Source organism: Vibrio sp. Vb1026 (genome assembly GCF_033338745.1).
GTDB classification, from domain to species: Bacteria; Pseudomonadota; Gammaproteobacteria; order Enterobacterales; family Vibrionaceae; genus Vibrio; species Vibrio alginolyticus.
Genome location: NZ_JAWOTH010000014.1, coordinates 109,175 through 126,864 on the forward strand (window position 1 = coordinate 109,175; position 17,690 = coordinate 126,864).

Annotated in this window: 13 protein-coding genes; 8 read left to right on the forward strand and 5 right to left on the reverse strand. The window is 45.2% G+C overall.

Annotated elements, in window-relative coordinates; all coding sequences use genetic code 11:
* The first annotated feature begins 4 nt into the window (after positions 1-4).
* A complete protein-coding gene (locus R7E47_RS18490) occupies positions 5-832 on the forward strand; it encodes an MBL fold metallo-hydrolase (protein ID WP_170890114.1) in 828 nt (275 codons plus the stop codon).
* 250 nt (positions 833-1,082) lie between these two features.
* On the forward strand, positions 1,083-1,484 hold the full coding sequence (locus R7E47_RS18495; protein WP_005388788.1) for a VOC family protein: 402 nt from the start codon (positions 1,083-1,085) through the stop codon (positions 1,482-1,484).
* Between the two features lie 241 nt (positions 1,485-1,725).
* On the opposite strand, the gene gcvP is transcribed toward R7E47_RS18495, so the two are convergent.
* From gcvP to R7E47_RS18510, 3 genes are all read right to left on the reverse strand, one after another.
* Complete coding sequence (gene gcvP, locus R7E47_RS18500; protein ID WP_054576017.1) at positions 1,726-4,590, reverse strand: aminomethyl-transferring glycine dehydrogenase; 2,865 nt, start codon at positions 4,588-4,590, stop codon at positions 1,726-1,728.
* Positions 4,591-4,716: 126 nt separating this feature from the next.
* The gene (gene gcvH / locus R7E47_RS18505) at positions 4,717-5,097 is read right to left on the reverse strand and encodes a glycine cleavage system protein GcvH (RefSeq protein ID WP_005376432.1); all 381 of its coding nucleotides are present in this window, start codon (positions 5,095-5,097) and stop codon (positions 4,717-4,719) included.
* A 53-nt stretch (positions 5,098-5,150) separates the two neighbouring features.
* Positions 5,151-6,446, reverse strand: a complete 1,296-nt coding sequence (locus R7E47_RS18510; RefSeq protein WP_005376430.1) for a serine hydroxymethyltransferase — start codon at positions 6,444-6,446, stop codon at positions 5,151-5,153.
* Positions 6,447-6,825: 379 nt separating this feature from the next.
* On the opposite strand from R7E47_RS18510, the gene R7E47_RS18515 reads away from it, so the two are divergent.
* Complete coding sequence (locus tag R7E47_RS18515; RefSeq protein ID WP_005376429.1) at positions 6,826-7,449, forward strand: helix-turn-helix domain-containing protein; 624 nt, start codon at positions 6,826-6,828, stop codon at positions 7,447-7,449.
* 260 nt (positions 7,450-7,709) lie between these two features.
* The gene (gcvT, locus tag R7E47_RS18520) at positions 7,710-8,828 is read left to right on the forward strand and encodes a glycine cleavage system aminomethyltransferase GcvT (RefSeq protein ID WP_054576016.1); all 1,119 of its coding nucleotides are present in this window, start codon (positions 7,710-7,712) and stop codon (positions 8,826-8,828) included.
* 70 nt (positions 8,829-8,898) lie between these two features.
* Here gcvT and vdeR read toward each other — a convergent pair whose 3' ends face one another.
* Positions 8,899-9,627 (reverse strand): efflux transporter transcriptional repressor VdeR, encoded by a 729-nt coding sequence (gene vdeR / locus R7E47_RS18525; RefSeq protein ID WP_017820966.1) that lies wholly within the window; start codon positions 9,625-9,627, stop codon positions 8,899-8,901.
* 160 nt (positions 9,628-9,787) lie between these two features.
* Here vdeR and R7E47_RS18530 point away from each other — a divergent pair, with 160 nt between their 5' ends.
* The 4 genes from R7E47_RS18530 (at position 9,788) to R7E47_RS18545 (ending at position 15,865) form a co-directional block, all read left to right on the forward strand.
* On the forward strand, positions 9,788-10,861 hold the full coding sequence (locus R7E47_RS18530) for an efflux RND transporter periplasmic adaptor subunit (RefSeq protein WP_054576015.1): 1,074 nt from the start codon (positions 9,788-9,790) through the stop codon (positions 10,859-10,861).
* Positions 10,861-11,922 carry an efflux RND transporter periplasmic adaptor subunit gene (locus R7E47_RS18535; protein ID WP_054576014.1) on the forward strand — a complete coding sequence of 354 codons (1,062 nt, stop codon included), beginning with the start codon at positions 10,861-10,863 and terminating at the stop codon, positions 11,920-11,922. The genes R7E47_RS18530 and R7E47_RS18535 overlap by 1 nt, the downstream gene beginning before the upstream one ends.
* Positions 11,922-14,981 carry an efflux RND transporter permease subunit gene (locus tag R7E47_RS18540; RefSeq protein ID WP_193837688.1) on the forward strand — a complete coding sequence of 1,020 codons (3,060 nt, stop codon included), beginning with the start codon at positions 11,922-11,924 and terminating at the stop codon, positions 14,979-14,981. The genes R7E47_RS18535 and R7E47_RS18540 overlap by 1 nt, the downstream gene beginning before the upstream one ends.
* Before the next feature lie 173 nt (positions 14,982-15,154).
* The gene (locus R7E47_RS18545; protein ID WP_171345661.1) at positions 15,155-15,865 is read left to right on the forward strand and encodes a hypothetical protein; all 711 of its coding nucleotides are present in this window, start codon (positions 15,155-15,157) and stop codon (positions 15,863-15,865) included.
* Positions 15,866-15,947: 82 nt separating this feature from the next.
* On the opposite strand, the gene fruA is transcribed toward R7E47_RS18545, so the two are convergent.
* The gene (gene fruA / locus R7E47_RS18550) at positions 15,948-17,687 is read right to left on the reverse strand and encodes a PTS fructose transporter subunit IIBC (protein WP_213965247.1); all 1,740 of its coding nucleotides are present in this window, start codon (positions 17,685-17,687) and stop codon (positions 15,948-15,950) included.
* Positions 17,688-17,690 lie beyond the last annotated feature (3 nt).

Below are 17,690 nucleotides of genomic sequence, written 5' to 3' on the forward strand. Positions count from 1 at the left end.
TTTCGTGAAAAAAATTATTGTAGGTTTACTTTTAAGTGCTTCGTCTTTTGTTTCCTTAAGTCAATATGTTCCAGCAATGAATGATAAGAACGGTTATGTAGAACCATTTCAAATGTTTGATAATGTCTATTATGTAGGAGACAAGTGGGTCTCATCATATGCCATTGCTACAGACGACGGACTCGTTATCATTGATACGCTTGACTTCCCTTACTCTGAGTGGATACCTATCAACCTAGAGAAGCTAGGGCTAAAAGATAAGCCAATAACGCACATATTGGTAACTCATGGGCATTCTGACCACGTTGGAGGCGCCCAGTTACTTCAAGAGAAGTATGGTTCCAAAGTCGTGATGACCAAAAGCGCTCATGAACTATCTATACAGCAATCAAACAAAAGCGAAGGTGAGAACAAGTTCCTTCCTCCAAATTTAGACATAGAGATAAAAAGCGATAGCTCTATGGTTATTGGTGGACATGAGTTTAAGTTCTATCTCACACCTGGCCACACGGAAGGTGATTATTCCTTAGACTTCACTGTTGAAGATAATGGCGAACAATATCGTGCTTTTATCGTTGGTGGGCATAGCGTAAGTAGCAATGATCCAGAAGTTATTGGCCAGTTCCTGACTAGCATGGAGAAAATTAGAAAAATTTCACTACAGGCACCTATTGTGAACGTTAACCTTTCGAACCATCCACATAAAAATTTCCTTTTTGAAAATAGGAAGAAGCTCGGCACAAGCGGTAACCCGTTTATCAGTGAGGCAAACTTCTTCATGTTCCTTAAGCAACAAGAAGATTTAGCTAAGGGAAAACTAGAAGAACTATAATACCGTGGTATACAAGCAGCCTTCTTTATTAGGTTAGAGATTTGCTCTTGAGTTATAGCTAAGGCTTTGATGAGTTGCTCAATCAAGATTCGACACTTGTGGTAGCTATATTATTTGTAGGTTCTAGTGACAAAGGCGCTGTGCGTAAACATTCGTATTGTGTGCCTTACACATTTGCAAGGCGTTATGTGCTTTCTAGAAAAGTCTCAAAATAGCGTACAATTAGCGTTTTGACACAGCGGAAATCATCATGGCCAAAACTGTTCAGCAGCAAATCGGAAACATTGCTCTAGTCGTTGAAAATTACGACGATGCTATCGAATTCTATACTCAAAAACTTCAATTCACTCTGGTTGAAGATACCAACCTAGGTGGTGGTAAACGCTGGGTTCAAGTTTCTCCTCCAAACTCCAATGGTACAAACCTACTTTTAGCTCAAGCGAGTACACCGGAGCAAACGCATGCAGTAGGAAATCAAACAGGTGGTCGTGTTTTCCTGTTTCTGCAAACTAATGATTTTTGGCGTGACTACGAGTTGATGAAGAAAAATGGTGTTGTATTTAATGAAGAGCCTCGTGTGGAAGAATACGGGACAGTGGTGGTGTTCCAAGATCTCTATGGTAATAAATGGGACTTACTGCAACTGAACTAGAAACTACATAGCACCTGCATAGCATAGTGTTCATGAGGAGTTTCCAACAAGCCTTTAAGGCTCTGAGATATTAGTGCTAATTCAAAGGTTCTCAGAAGTTACTGTATTTCTAAATCACTTTTGTGCAAACAATAACTAGCCATCATTCCTTCTCGATGTATCAACAAGTGTTAGGGCGGCACACCAAAAACAAAAAGGCGAACCAAACGGTTCGCCTTTGTTTATTTAGATTCTACAAAAATTAATCTTCGTAGTTATCGATGCTTGGGCATGAACAGATTAGGTTACGGTCACCGTATACGTTATCTACGCGATTTACCGTTGGCCAGTACTTCCAAGATTTGGTCGCTTTAGACGGGAAGCAGCCAATCTCGCGAGAGTAAGGGCGGTCCCAATCTTCAGCTGAAAGATCAACTTGTGTGTGTGGCGCGTTAACAAGTGGGTTGTTATCCAGTGGCCATTCACCGTTTTTCACTTTCTCCATTTCTTCGCGGATAGCGATCATCGCATCACAGAAGCGGTCTAGCTCTTCTAGATCTTCCGATTCCGTTGGCTCAACCATTAGCGTGCCCGCTACAGGGAACGACATAGTTGGTGCGTGGAAACCGTAGTCCATTAGACGCTTCGCGATGTCTTCTTCGCTGATACCTGTTTCTTCTTTCAGCGGACGAATGTCGATAATACATTCGTGCGCTACGCGGCCATTTTTGCCACGGTAAAGAACAGGGTAGTGTTGGCGAAGTGTTTCCATCACGTAGTTTGCGTTCAGAATTGCTACTTTTGTAGCATCTGTTAGGCCAGCTTCGCCCATCATTGCGATGTAAGCCCAAGAGATAGGCAGGATAGAAGCGCTACCCATATCTGCTGCTGATACTGCGAAATCTGCGCCTTCTACACCGTCTTCAATATGCCCTGGTAAGAAAGGAGCTAGGTGAGATTTCACACCGATAGGACCCATACCCGGACCGCCACCACCGTGCGGGATGCAGAAGGTTTTGTGTAGGTTTAGGTGAGAAACGTCTGAACCGATGAAGCCTGGTGATGTTAGACCAACCTGCGCGTTCATGTTAGCGCCGTCTAGGTAAACCTGACCACCGGCGGCATGAACCATTTCACACACTTCTTTCACTTTCTCTTCGTAAACGCCGTGCGTCGAAGGGTAAGTGATCATAATGCTTGATAGGTTGTATTTGTGTTTCTCGATTTTCGCTGCTAGGTCGTCGATGTCGATGTTGCCTTCTTCATCACACTTAACCACAACCACTTTCATTGACACCATAGATGCTGTCGCAGGGTTAGTACCGTGCGCAGAGCTTGGGATCAAACATACGTTGCGGTGACCTTCGCCACGGCTTTCGTGGTAGCGTTGAATCGCGATAAGACCTGCGTACTCACCCGATGCACCAGAGTTTGGTTGTAGTGAGAATGCGTCATAGCCAGTGATTTCACATAGCTTTTCTTTAAGGTCTTTTGCGAGTGCAGCGTAACCAGCTGCTTGTTCTGCTGGTGCGAACGGGTGGATCGAACCAAACTCAGGCCAAGTTACTGGAATCATCTCTGCTGCTGCGTTCAGCTTCATCGTACAGCTGCCCAGTGGGATCATGCCGTGCGTGAGTGAGAAGTCTTTGTTCTCTAGCTGTTTTAGGTAACGCATCATCTGTGTTTCGCTGTGGTGCGTGTTAAACACAGGGTGTGTTAGATATTCTGTTGTGCGGCGCAATGCTTCTGGAATGGCTGCAAACTCGTTGCCTGCGATTTCAGTTGATAGTGCTGCGACTTCTTCTTTCACACCGAATACTGCGAATAGGGCTTCTACATCTGCCACGGTTGTAGTTTCGTCGAAGCTCACACCTAGCTGAGTACCCAACTTACGTAGGTTGATGTCTGCGGCTAGTGCTTTCGCGTATAGGTCTTCAGTTTGTGCACCTGTGTTGATAGTGATGGTGTCGAAGAAGCTGTTGTGAGCAAGCTCGAAGCCGCCTTTAGTTAGGCCAGCGGCTAGGATGGCTGTCATGTGGTGTGTACGACGAGCAATAGTGCGTAGACCTTCTGCGCCGTGGTAAACCGCGTAGAAAGACGCCATGTTCGCTAGCAGTGCTTGAGCAGTACAGATGTTTGATGTCGCTTTTTCACGACGGATGTGCTGTTCACGCGTTTGCATTGCCATACGCAGTGCTTGGTTACCATTGGTATCGATAGAAACACCGATAACACGGCCAGGCATTGTACGCTTGTGCTTATCACGCGTTGCCATGAAAGCAGCGTGTGGACCGCCGTAACCCATCGGCACGCCAAAACGTTGTGCTGAACCGATTGCTACGTCTGCGCCCATTTCACCTGCAGGTTTAAGTAGGGTAGAAGCAAGAAGGTCCGTTGCTACAGTCACTAGTGTTTTGTTTGCTTGCGCTTTAGCGATGATGTCCGTTAGGTCACGAACTTCACCTGTTGTACTTGGGTATTGAACTAGTGCGCCGAACACGTCTTGCTCTGGTAGTGATTCTAAAGAACCAACCAAGACTTCAAAGCCGATGAATTTCGCACGAGTTTTTACCACTTCGATGGTTTGTGGGTGAACGTCGTCAGCAACGAAGAATACGTTGCTCTTGCTTTTACCCGCACGCTTACAAAGTGTCATCGCTTCTGCTGCTGCCGTTGCTTCATCGAGCAATGACGCGTTCGCGATTTCCATACCAGTAAGATCCATCACCATTTGTTGGTAGTTTAGAAGTGCTTCTAAACGACCTTGTGAGATCTCTGGTTGGTAAGGGGTGTAAGCGGTGTACCAGCCCGGGTTTTCCATCACGTTGCGTAGAATCACGTTCGGCGTGAAGGTGTTGTAGTAACCCTGACCAATGAATGTACGTTTAACTTGGTTCTGATCGGCGAACTTACGCATTGCTGCCAGCATGTCTGCTTCGCTTTTCGCTTCTGCCAAGCTCATTGGTTGCTCTAGGCGAATTTGTGCTGGTACGGTTTCGTCGATAAGCGAATCTAGGCTAACTGCGTTGATCGCTTCCAACATTTTCTGTTGGTCAGATTTGTTTGGTCCATTGTGGCGAGCAACGAACTCGTTTTGTGTGCTGAGGCTTTGAAGTAATTCAGTCATTGTCCTTTACCTACTCCTTGGTTCGGGTAACGGATTTGCGTTACTGATAAATTAAATTATACGTCCGAACCTAGAAAAAAAGCTGTTCTCTAAACAGGCTAGGGAACAGCTTTCGTCACATCCTAATTACTCTTCTTCGATAGAGTTTAGGTATTCGTCTGCGTCTTTCAGGTTATCTAGTTCAGATACATCAGACATCTTCACTTTTACGATCCAGCCACCTTCGTACGGCTCTTCGTTAATTAGCTCTGGGCTGTCTTCTAGTTCTTCATTGATTTCTACGATTTCACCAGTGATTGGTGCGTAGATGTCTGACGCTGCTTTTACAGATTCAACGAGAGAGAAGCTTTCACCTGCTTCAACTTCGTCTTCTACGTCTGGTAGGTCAACGAATACCACGTCACCTAGCATTTCTTGTGCATGCTCAGAAATACCAATTGTTACTGTGCCGTCACCGTTGTCACGTACCCACTCGTGGCTATCTGCAAACTTCAGTGTTTTGTCCATTGCTTAATCTCCGAATAACTTGTCAGGAATTATTATGATTTCAAAAAAATCGTTTACTGGTATAGAGGAAAGCGACTGCAAAGTTCTTTTACTTCTTTGCGAACGCGTTTTTCAACTTCTGCGTCACCTTCAGGGTTGTTCACTAAACCGTCCAGTACGTCACCAATCCAATTACCGATGAGTTTGAATTCTTCAGCGCCAAAGCCGCGGCTTGTACCCGCAGGCGTTCCTAAACGGATGCCCGATGTAATCATAGGCTTCTCTGTATCGAATGGGATGCCATTTTTGTTACATGTGATCCCAGCACGCTCTAGAGCTTCTTCTGCTTTATTGCCTTTCAACCCTTTCGGACGAAGGTCAACCAGCATTAGGTGCGTGTCTGTACCACCAGTTACGATGTCGCAACCGCGAGTTTGCAATACTTCCGCTAGGACTTTTGCGTTATTGATCACCGAATCAATATAAGTTTTAAATTCAGGGCCAAGCGCTTCACCAAATGCGACCGCTTTGGCTGCGATAACGTGCATCAGTGGGCCACCTTGTAGGCCAGGGAATACGGCTGAGTTGATTTTCTTAATGATGTCTTCGTGGTTAGTAAGAATCATACCGCCGCGAGGGCCACGCAATGTTTTGTGTGTTGTAGTCGTAACAACGTGTGCGTGTGGCAGTGGGCTAGGGTGTGCGCCTGTTGCGATAAGACCAGCGATGTGCGCCATGTCGACCATAAGAATTGCATTTACTTCGTCTGCGATTTCACGGAATTTTGCAAAGTCGATAGTACGTGGAATGGCGCTACCACCTGCGATGATCATTTTAGGTTGGTGCTCAAGTGCTAGCTCACGAACATCTTCGTAGTTGATTTCCAGTGTTTCGCGATCAACACCGTATTGAACTGCATTAAACCATTTACCAGAAAGTGCTGGGCGTGCGCCGTGCGTCAGGTGACCACCTGCGTCTAAAGACATACCAAGAATGGTGTCACCAGGTTGAAGCAGTGCCAGCTTTACTGCGCCGTTTGCTTGTGCGCCTGAGTGTGGTTGAACGTTTGCGTATTCACAATTGAAAAGTTTTTTTGCGCGTTCGATAGCAATGGCTTCCACTGTATCTACGTGCTCACAACCACCATAGTAACGGCGACCTGGGTAACCTTCAGCGTATTTGTTTGTTAGGCACGTGCCTTGAGCTTGCATTACCGCTTTAGACACGATGTTCTCAGAAGCGATAAGTTCGATTTGTTCGTTTTGGCGAGCGGATTCCGCTTGAATTCCAGCAAAGACAGCATCATCTGTCGCAGAGAGGTTGGTAGAGAAAAAGTTTTCCAAGCTGTGGTTAGGGTAACTCTTATTCATGGTAGTTGACCTTCCAAATCTGAAAATGAACCCGCAATAGATGAGTTATGATTTGCGGTTGTGGTTCATTTGTCCTCAAAAACAGCTGAACTGCGTAGCAGAACAGAGTGAACATCCGGCCCTAAATTTGGGCAAAAACTCCGTTGGATTGCGTGTTTCCTTTACCAATCTCTTACGGAAATATGCATCTCTACATCTAACAAGTTGGTAACATAGCGCCTGTGACGGGAACAATCAACCAAAAATTTCCTATAGGAAACAAGATTTCAAAATTTGTTAACAAGAGCACGCTTTAATTCACTTGGTGGACTTCTATCCACTATGTGCTTCATGCACAATGCGAGTAAGACAAAAAATATGGATATCTATAGAGGGATTTATGGCAGAAAGTATTTACGATGAATACCCATCGATGACGTTGGCAAAAGAGCAACATGACCAAAATATCGAGCCGTTAAAACTGGGCCAGCGTATTAAGGATATCCGCTCGAAACTCGGTATCACATTAGAAGAAGCGAGTCAGCGAACCGGACTTGCTCGATCTACACTGAGCAAAATAGAAAATGAGCAGATCTCCCCGACGTTTCAAGCGATGCAAAAATTGGCACTAGGCTTACAAATTGACATGCCACAACTCTTTGAGCCACCTAGAAAAAAGGTAGCGACAGGGCGCAGGGATGTTACCAAGAAGAATGAAGGTAAACCACACCCAACACAAACCTATGAACATGAACTGCTCGCGACACAACTTTCCAATAAGAAAATGATGCCGTTTAAGAGCCAAATTCGAGCTCGTAGTTTTGATGAATATAAAGACTGGGTTCGTCATGACGGCGAAGAATTTTTACTTATCTTATCTGGCGAGGTTATGTTCTATTCTGAGTTTTACGAACCTGTTGTTTTAAGCGAGGGAGACAGCGTTTATTACGATGCAAATATGGGACATATGTTGACCAGTGTTAGCGAGGAAGATGCGCTCATTTTGTGGGTGACAGCCAAATAGTGATAAATACTTGTAAATTTCCTATAGTGAAAGCAAACGATTGCTGTTGGTGGTCGTTATGATGAAAAGGCGCTTTTTTGATGAGAACTTGCTCATTAAAGCGCTTTTTTTGTACGATTTGTTGTGATTAAAATGTTAAGAGTCACACTTTTGCAAGTCGATCTACGTCTTGTTCGTGCAAAATAGAATGAGCCATGTTTATTATTGGAAACACATCGAATGCCGATAGCATTCTCGGGTCTATCTAAATGGAGACGAAAATGACTCAAGAACTACTGAAAACACCACTACACGCACTTCACGTTGAAGTTGGTGCCAAAATGGTCCCGTTCGCGGGTTACGATATGCCTGTTCAGTATCCTCTAGGCGTAAAGAAGGAACACTTACATACTCGTGATGCGGCAGGTCTGTTTGATGTTTCTCACATGGGACAGCTTCGCCTAATTGGTGACGGTGCAGCTGCGTTCCTAGAAACATTAGTCCCAGTGGATATTGTGGATCTTGAGTCTGGTAAACAGCGTTACGCTTTTTTCACTAATGAAGAGGGCGGCATCATGGACGACTTGATGGTGGCTAACCTAGGCGATCATCTGTTTGTGGTTGTGAACGCAGCATGTAAAGCGCGAGATATCGCACACCTACAAGCGCATTTACCATCTGGTGTTGAGCTAGAAATTATCGAAGACCGAGCTCTACTTGCAATCCAAGGCCCTAAAGCGGCGGCTGTATTGGCGCGTTTTGCACCAGAAGTTTCTGAAATGCTGTTCATGGATATTCGTAAAGTCGATATTTTAGGCGCCGAGTGCATTGTTTCTCGTAGTGGTTATACAGGCGAAGACGGTTACGAAATCTCGGTTCCTGCTGACAAAGCGGAAGAGCTAGCACGTAAACTGACTGCGGAAGATGAAGTTGAATGGATTGGCCTTGGTGCTCGTGATTCACTTCGTCTTGAGTGTGGCCTTTGTCTATACGGTCATGACCTAGACACAACAACAACACCTGTTGAAGCGAGCTTGCTATGGGGTATCCAAAAAGTTCGTCGTATTGGTGGTGAACGTGAAGGTGGTTTCCCTGGTGCAGGCATTATTCTTAAGCAGATTGAGACTAAAGATGTGGCGCGTAAGCGTGTGGGTCTAGTAGGTCAAACCAAAGCGCCAGTGCGTGAAGGTGTTGAACTGTTTGATGCTGACGGCGTTAAAATTGGCGTTGTAACCAGCGGTACGGCGGGCCCGAATGCAGGTAAGCCAGTCTCAATGGGGTATGTTCGTGCGGATTTGGCGGCGATTGGTACTGAAGTGTTCGCTGAAGTGCGTGGCAAAATGCTACCAATGACAGTTGAAAAAATGCCGTTCGTACCACAACGCTACTACCGTGGTTAAAACGAATTGAAACAAAAATGCCGAGCTTTGTAGCTCGGCATTTTTATGTCTTCTTTTCGCTTGTTTGCTTTTAGTTTACTGCTTCATCAATAGTACAGCACATATCAATAACGATATCTTCAAGCTTTTCCGGATGAATCATCTCTTCTTTTGCGATCCCAAATTGAGAGGCCATAATGGTATTAAACAATTCCCAATGCTTGATCAGCAGTTTTTCGCGATTATCTGCAATATCCGGCCATGTTTCTTGCATCATTGGCGCGAGACTGACAGCACCATGTGCGAAGATCAACATTTGCCATTTTGATTCCCACTGATCAAACTGTGCATTAGGGTTTTCGCTGTTGTACTGCTCGAAAATTCCGGTAAATATCGCAGCGAACTCATCTTTTGACTTTAAGAAATACTGCAGCAGAGCACCGTCATCGCCTTGTCGAATGGCATCGGCGATCATCTGTACTGGATGAGGATTGACGAGAGCAAATGCTAGCATGCGAACCATAAACAGATAAATTTTTCTATTCGAAGGTGTGTTCTCCGGCATTTCATTGATGAGTTCAGCCATATAGCACTGCATGAACTCGTCCATTGCATCGCTAACCGCTTGCCAGATTTTCTCTTTGCTGCCGAAGTGGTGACGGATCAAACTATGTGAAACACCAGCCTTTTCACTGATATTGCGCAGCGAGACACGCTCGTAACCAAGTTCACAAAACATATCTGCTGCCACTTTAAGGATCAGACACTTAGTTTGTTCTGCTGCTTCAGCACTTCTACGCCCCTGCTTTCTTTCATTCATAGTTCGAATTTTCCCGAATATTAATCACGCGCTTACTTTTACCAGAAACCGAACGCTTTGACTAATTAATTTGCTATCCACCTGGAAAATATGTTGATCAATTTCAAATTCTGCTTATACTGCACGGCTGTGTAATATATAAAACCTACGGAGAAAGCGGGTGCGAAAACAATATTTAAAGCGCACTTTAGTTGGCGCAGTGGTGACATTAAGTCTTTCTGGGATGCTAACTGGGTGTAATAAAGCCATTTCTGAGCCGTCTGAACCTTTAATCAAACCTGTAAAATTACTGGCGGTGAAAGACCTAGAACTTGAAGACTCGCACGCCTTTTTAGCGCGTATTGATGCAACACATCGCGCGCAGCTTTCTTTTCAGGTTGGTGGAGAGGTAGATGAATTACGTGTACGCATGGGTCAAAAGGTCCAAAAAGGTGAAGTGCTCGCAACGTTAGACCCTAAAGATCTTCAGCTTGCGTTAGATGCCGCTCAAGCGCAGTACGCGTTAGCGAAAACACAATGGGACCGCTCGAAAAACCTTTACGGAAAAAAACTCATTAGTACTGATGAGTACGATCAGAAAGAAACTCAATATAAAGCGGCATTGGCGAACTACGAACAAGCTAAAACCGATTTGAGCTATACCAAAATTCACGCACCGTTTGATGGCATAGTGTCATATACCTATGTCAACCCATTTCAGGTAGTAGCAGAGAAGCAGGAGATCTTGAATCTCATTGATAACACGACGTTGGATGTGTCGTTCACCTTGCCAGTAAGTTATGCGGAATCTGTATCACTTGAGTCACTGGAAAACTCCGATATGTGGGTGACGATGGATAGCGAGCCAGGAAAACGTATTCCTGGGCAATTTAAAGAAATTTCGACACAGCCAAACATCGATACCAATAGTTATGAGGCGATCGTGACCATCACTCGACCAGAAGATCGCAATTTGCTGACAGGTATGACAGGGCAGGTACACATTGCTAAACAACATGTATCGGACGCGATGACGTTACCTCAGTCTGCTTGGGTCAACAAAAATGGGACGCAAGGTGAAGTTTGGGTAATGGACAGAAGCACGCAGCAGGTCAATAAAGTCACTGTGTCACTTGACGCAGCAGGTGGTGTGAAAGCCGGGCTTGATAACAATGATTACGTTGTTATTGCTGGTGTTGAGAGACTGGTTGAAGGACAAGTGGTGAAAGCTTGGGTTCGTGAGGGAGGCATTTAATGAAACGTTCTCTATTTACGATCTCTGCGATTGCACTTGCAGTTTTAACGGGGTGCAAAAATGAAAACCAAGCTATCGTCGAGCAGCCACTTTTTGTGTCGACTATCTCGGTGGATGCACCAGTACAAAGTCAACATCGCGCGTTCAAAGGCATAGTAGTGCCTGCAGAGCAAACGCCAATGGCATTTCGCCGCGCTGGGGAAGTTCAGCACGTATTGGTTAAAGCGGGTGACGTTGTGAAGCAGGGGCAAATGATCGCAAAGCTAGATGATAGCAAAGAGAAGCAAGCCGTGAATGACGCAGAAGCACAATACACACTTGCAATTCGTCAGCTTAAACGCGGTGAAGACTTGCATGCACGTCAAATGATTTCAAAAGCGGAACTTGATGAGCTAACCGCTAATAAAGAGCTAGCTGAGGCTACTTTCTATAACGCGACCAATCAATTGAATTACACCCGTTTATTCGCCCCGTTCGCCGGTAAAGTATCTGATGTTTTCAAAGAACGTTTTGAGCGTGTGGCAATTGGTGAACCCGTGTTAAACCTATACCAAAACGATTTGGTTTACGTGCGTATTGAGCTTTCCGACAATGTTTTAGCGATGGTAGACCCAAACTCAGACAGCATGAGCTACAAGCCTAGAGCAACCTTCTCCGGCATCGATGGCAGATTTGCTTTGGACTATTTAGAGCACACAAGTGAACCCAACGCTGAAACTCAAACCTACGAAATGTACTTGACGATGCCACAGCCAAAAACAGAGATATTACCGGGAACCAGCGTAAGCGTTTTGGTCGATATGGTGAAGGCGGGCATTACCTCTATTGATGGTTACAGTGTTCCTGTCACGGCGCTTCAAGCAGGCAGTGAAGGGAATGAGTTCTTTGTGTGGAAAAAAGAAGGTGACATTGTCACACGGGTGCCTGTCATGATTTCTCAAGTGAATGGCAATGGAGCCATTGTGTCGTCAGGTGTTAGCCAGGGCGATATTCTGATTAATTCAAATCTGCGTAAATTACGCGAAGGTAAACATGTGGATGTTGTGGAGAATAACCAATAATGAACATTGCTGAGTATTCAATAAAAAACAAAGTCATCAGCTGGTTGTTCATTATTATCCTTGCTGTTGGTGGTTTAACGTCATTTTTGGAGCTTGGACGATTAGAAGACCCGGCATTTACGATCAAAGATGCCATGATTATCTCAACGTACCCTGGCGCGACGTCAAAAGAAGTTGAAGAAGAACTGACGTATCCTCTAGAAAAAGAGATTCGAAAACTCCCTTATATCGACAAAATTACCTCTACGTCTTCTAATGGTATGTCTCAAATAACGGTGAGCATGGAAATGGACTATGGTCCTGATGAACTGCCGCAAATTTGGGATGAAATGCGCCGTAAAATTAATGATTTACGACCATCATTGCCTCAAGGTGTTCAGTCTTTACAGATCATTGATGATTTCGGTGACGTTTATGGCGTGATGTTAATGCTCACTGGTGACGATTACGACTATGTAGAGCTGAAACGTTATGCGGATTACCTGACACGTGAAATCGAGCTTGTTGATGGTGTTGGTAAGGTAGACATTACGGGCGATCAGCAAGAAATGCTATTCGTTGAGATCTCACTTGATCGCCTTGCTGCACTGAACTTAGACATGAATGTGGTTTCGAGCTTGTTGAACCAGCAAAACAATGTGGTTTCAGCAGGTGAAGTGATGGTCAATGGCGAAAGCCTTGTTATTCGCCCAAGCGGCACCTTAAACACTGTAGAAGCACTAGAAAATCTGATCATTCATGGCCGTGACACAGGAAATCTAATTCGTCTAAAAGACGTAGCAACGATTTCTCGCGGTATTCAAGAGAAGCCAGGCAACGTCGTACTCTTTAACGGTCAAAAAGCGATTAATATCGGTATCTCGTTTGCATCGGGTGTGAACGTGGTTGAGGTTGGTGAACGTTTGGATGCGGAGCTCGCGAGCCTTGAGTCTATCAAGCCTGCTGGCATCGATATGAACTACTTTTACAACCAAGCCAATGAGGTGGATGAATCTGTTAAAGCGTTTGTAATTAGTCTAGCGGAGGCAGTGGCGATCGTAATCATTGTGTTGCTGTTTACTATGGGTTTACGCAGTGGTGTCATCATTGGAGTTGTGTTGTTATTGACGGTATTTGGTACCTTCATTTTGATGAATTACAACAACATCGAACTGCATCGTATTTCTCTTGGCGCGTTAATTATTGCCTTGGGTATGCTGGTTGATAACGCGATTGTTGTCGTGGAAGGCATATTAGTTGGCCTAAAGAAAGGGCGTACCAAAGTTCAAGCGGCTGTCGATATTGTAAAGCAAACACAATGGCCTTTGTTGGGCGCAACTGTTATTGCAATTACGGCTTTTGCACCTATCGGCTTGTCGCAAGATGCGACAGGTGAGTTCATGGGCTCTCTATTCTGGGTGCTGTGTTTCTCACTATTTTTAAGCTGGATTACCGCTATTACACTGACGCCTTTCCTTGCCGATCTTTTGTTGAAAGAGGAAAACAAAGAGCAGAGTACTAGCGAAGATGATCCTTATAAAGGCTGGTTGTTTGTCGTATTTGGGGCATCGCTGAAATTTGCATTGCGATTCCGCTGGCTTACCGTTGCTGGCATGGTGGCGCTATTAGTGGGTGCTGTCGTGGCATTTGGTAATGTAAAACAGCAGTTCTTCCCACCATCGAATACGCCGATGTTCTACGTGGATATGTGGATGCCAGAGGGTACTGACATCCGTGAAACGATCAAAAAAGCTGAAGAGGTCGAAAGCTACATTCGTCAGCAAGATGATATTGACTTTGTTTCTGCTTCGATTGGGCAGGGCCTACAGCGTTTTGCTTTAACCTATCAACCAGAAAAAAGTTACGAAGCGTACGCTCAGTTCCAAGTTCGCGCTACTGATCGTGAGAAAATGTTTGGTTTGCTGCATAAGTTAGATGCGAATCTGGCGAAAACATTTGATGCGCCTACGTTCCAGTTTAAATTGATGGAATTTGGTCCATCACCAGCGTCTAAGATCGAAGCGCGTATTACTGGCCCTGATCCACAAGTTTTACGTGACTTGGCGGTGCAAGTTGAAGACATCCTTCATACCGACCCTGGTGCCCGAAACATTCGTCACGATTGGCGAGAGCGCACCAAGGAACTTGTACCCGTTTTCAATGAGTCTAAAGCTCGTCGCTTAGGTATTTCGAAAGAAGATCTTTCAAGCACACTGCAAATGGCGTTTGGTGGTAGCACCTTAGGTTACTTGCGTGATGGTACACATACGTTGCCAATTATGACACGCCTTCCTGAAGAAGAACGCGTAGATTTTGAATCACTACAAAACGTGACCATTTGGAGTCCTTCGTTGCAAACGTATATTCCGGTTGATCAAGTGATTGATGGCGTTCAACTGGATTGGAGTGAGCCGCTAATTCAGCGCCGTGACCGTAAGCGTACGTTAACCGTTCTCGCGGACCATGATGTGTTGAGTGACGACACGGCAGCAAGCTTATTTGCTCGTGTACAGCCTAAAGTGATGGCATTGCATGTTCCAGAAGGATACGAAATCACATGGGGTGGTGAGTACGAATCATCCAAAGATGCACAAGAAGGCCTATTCGGTTCATTGCCGATGGGTTACTTGTTGATGTTCATCATTACTATTTTACTGTTTAACTCAATCAAAAAGCCGTTGGTCATTTGGTTCACCGTTCCGTTAGCTATCATTGGCGTTGCTTTTGGTTTGCTTACCACGAACATGCCGTTCAGTTTTACAGCATTCCTTGGTTTGTTAAGCCTAAGTGGCATGATTTTGAAAAACGGTATTGTGTTGCTTGACCAAATTAACCTTGAGTTGGAGTCAGGTAAAGATCCTTACCTCGCGATTGTCGATAGTGCGATAAGCCGCGTTCGTCCGGTAAGTATGGCTGCGCTAACAACTATCTTGGGGATGATTCCACTGGTCTTCGACGCCTTCTTTGGCTCGATGGCAATAACGATTATGGCAGGTCTTGGTTTTGCTACTGTACTGACACTGATAGTGGTGCCAGTGATGTTTGCAATTCTGTTTAGGGTAAAACCGACCACTGCATAGGGACTCCTGGCTATTTGCCAGCTTCCTGCCTAGCCCTGAAGGTTTTCTTCGGGGCTTTTTTGATCTTAGTAATATACCAAACCATTCATTTGCTTGATTTTAATGATTTTCTTAAGATTACAATGCAAATCATGCGTATACTGATGTAACGACACATCAAAGATTGAGATTACATGAATAAGCGCATATTAAACGGACTCTTCTTCGTTGGTTCTTTCACCTTGGTTGGCTGCACCGCGACGGATAGCATGCCGACAGAAACCAAACAACCTGCCCCTAAAGTCAACAGTGTTAGTGCTGAAGTCATTTCCAGTTGGATTGATAGTAAGGTTTTAGCCTCTGAAGGGCTGTCGCTCGAGCAAGACAATCTACGTTATCTATCGGGTAGCGCCGACCTAAACAGCGACGGCAAGGCAGAATACATAGTGTTGCTTCAAGATCGCTATTTCTGTGGTAGTGGTGGCTGTGCTGCATATATGTTTGATAATGAGGGAAAAGTTATCAATCGAATGTCGGTAACTCGCACGCCTATTGTACTAGCCGACAGTTACAGTAATGGTTGGCAGGACTTTATCGTTTGGAGTAATGGCTCCTATCGACTCATGAGTTACAACGGTGAATCTTATCCAAGTAATCCGTCATTAGAGCCAAAGGTTGATCGAGACGCTAACCAGCAGGCGGCAATCGCAAATGTAATGGCGACAGAGCTTTATCAGCAAGACGGCTATGACATTCTGCCCGCAGAGTCAAAAACCTTGTGGACGCCAGCTAACGTTTACCACTTTACCTTCAAGCACTACGGTGACCCGCATAGCGCTTATCAAGCAACGGTGGATATGAGCAGTGGGGAAGTAGACATTGTAGCCGTTCCGGCTGCGGAATAAAAAACACCTCCCTTAACCGGAATTAAAGGGAGGTGCTAAATGCCAAATTCGAGGGTGGCATTGTTAACCGGAGTCGCTCTAATTAAGCTGTGACTTCTTGTTTCGCTTCTGCTTTGCTTTTTAAGAATGCGTAAGTAAAGCCAGTTACCGCTGTACCTGCTGCAATAGCCACTAAATACATTAATACTGGTGAAATTGCGTTAGGAATTAGCAGCACGAATAGACCGCCGTGTGGTGCCATTAATTTCGCACCGAATAGCATCGATAGGGCACCAGTAAGTGCGCCACCTGCCATACAAGATGGAATCACGCGCATTGGATCTTTCGCAGCAAATGGAATTGCGCCTTCAGAGATGAAACAAAGGCCCAAGACAAATGATGCTTTACCTGCCTCGCGTTCATTTTGTTCAAATTTGTTCTTCGCAATGAAGGTCGCTAAACCCATACCTAGCGCAGGAACCATACCTGCGGCCATGATTGCCGCCATTGGCGCGTAAGTTTGTGAAGCCAAAAGGCCAACACCAAATGCGTAAGCGGCTTTGTTTACCGGGCCTCCTAGGTCGAAACACATCATTGCGCCAAGGATAATACCCAGTAGTACTGCACTGTCAGATCCCATGTTGTTTAGGAAGTCAGTCAGGCCGTTCATGATGCCTGAAACTGGGCCGCCTACGATGTAGATCATCACAAGACCAGTGAACAATGTTGCTACAAATGGAATGATCAGAATCGGTTTAAGCGCCTCCATCGATTGTGGCAGTTTCACCTTATCTGCGAGGAGTTTCGCTGCGTAACCGGCAATGAAGCCAGCTGCGATACCACCTAGGAAACCAGCACCCGTTGAACTTGCTAGCATACCACCAACAAGACCAGGAGCCAGACCAGGACGGTCAGCGATTGAAAACGCAATATAGCCAGCAAGTACAGGAATCATCAATGCGAATGCAGAGCCACCACCAATGTTCATCAAGGCTGCTGCTAGTGTGCCTTCTTCTTTAAATGCTTCAATACCGAACACGAAAGATAGAGCGATGATCAAACCACCTGCAACGACGACAGGAAGCATGTGCGAAACACCCGTCATTAGGTGTTTGTAAGCGCCTTTTTTCTCTTCGGTGGAAGATGAAGAGTTAGCTGAACCAGAATGTTGATACACCGTGGCTTGCTCGAATGCTTTGTCCATCTCTTCGGCTGTTTTCTTCAGAGCTGGACCTGTTTTCGTGCGGTACATCTTTTTGCCGTTAAAGCGATCAAGTGGCACTTCAATATCCGCAGCAATGATCACCAGATCGGCGTCTGCAATTTCTTGCTCAGTCAGTTGGTTTTTAGCGCCAACTGAACCACGAGTTTCCACCTTGATTTGATGGCCACGACGCTTGCCTTCTTCTTCTAAAGCTTCTGCCGCCATAAAGGTATGCGCAACGCCAGTAGGGCATGCCGTGATTGCAACAATCTTCTTTGATGCTGATGTTGTATCTGTAGTGATAGGGGCTGCAAGTGTGGTTGCTTTTTCAAGTAAAGTGGCGTTTTCAACCGCTTGCTGGAGAAACGCAGTTGCGTCTTTTGCTACTTCGCTAATTTCCGCTTGGTAAACCTTTTTTCCTACAAAACGAGAAGTGTCGACGCTAGTATTTGCCGCAATGACAATGACTTCTGCTTGTTCAACGTCAGCTTCCGTCAATAGTGTTGGTTCAACCACACTTGATTGACATTCTATTTTGGCATTCCAGTTTAATTTTGCGGCGGCTTGTTCTAGTAATCCTGCCGCAAGGATGCTATTTGCTACACCGCTCGGACAGGCAGTAATAATGGCAATATTCATACG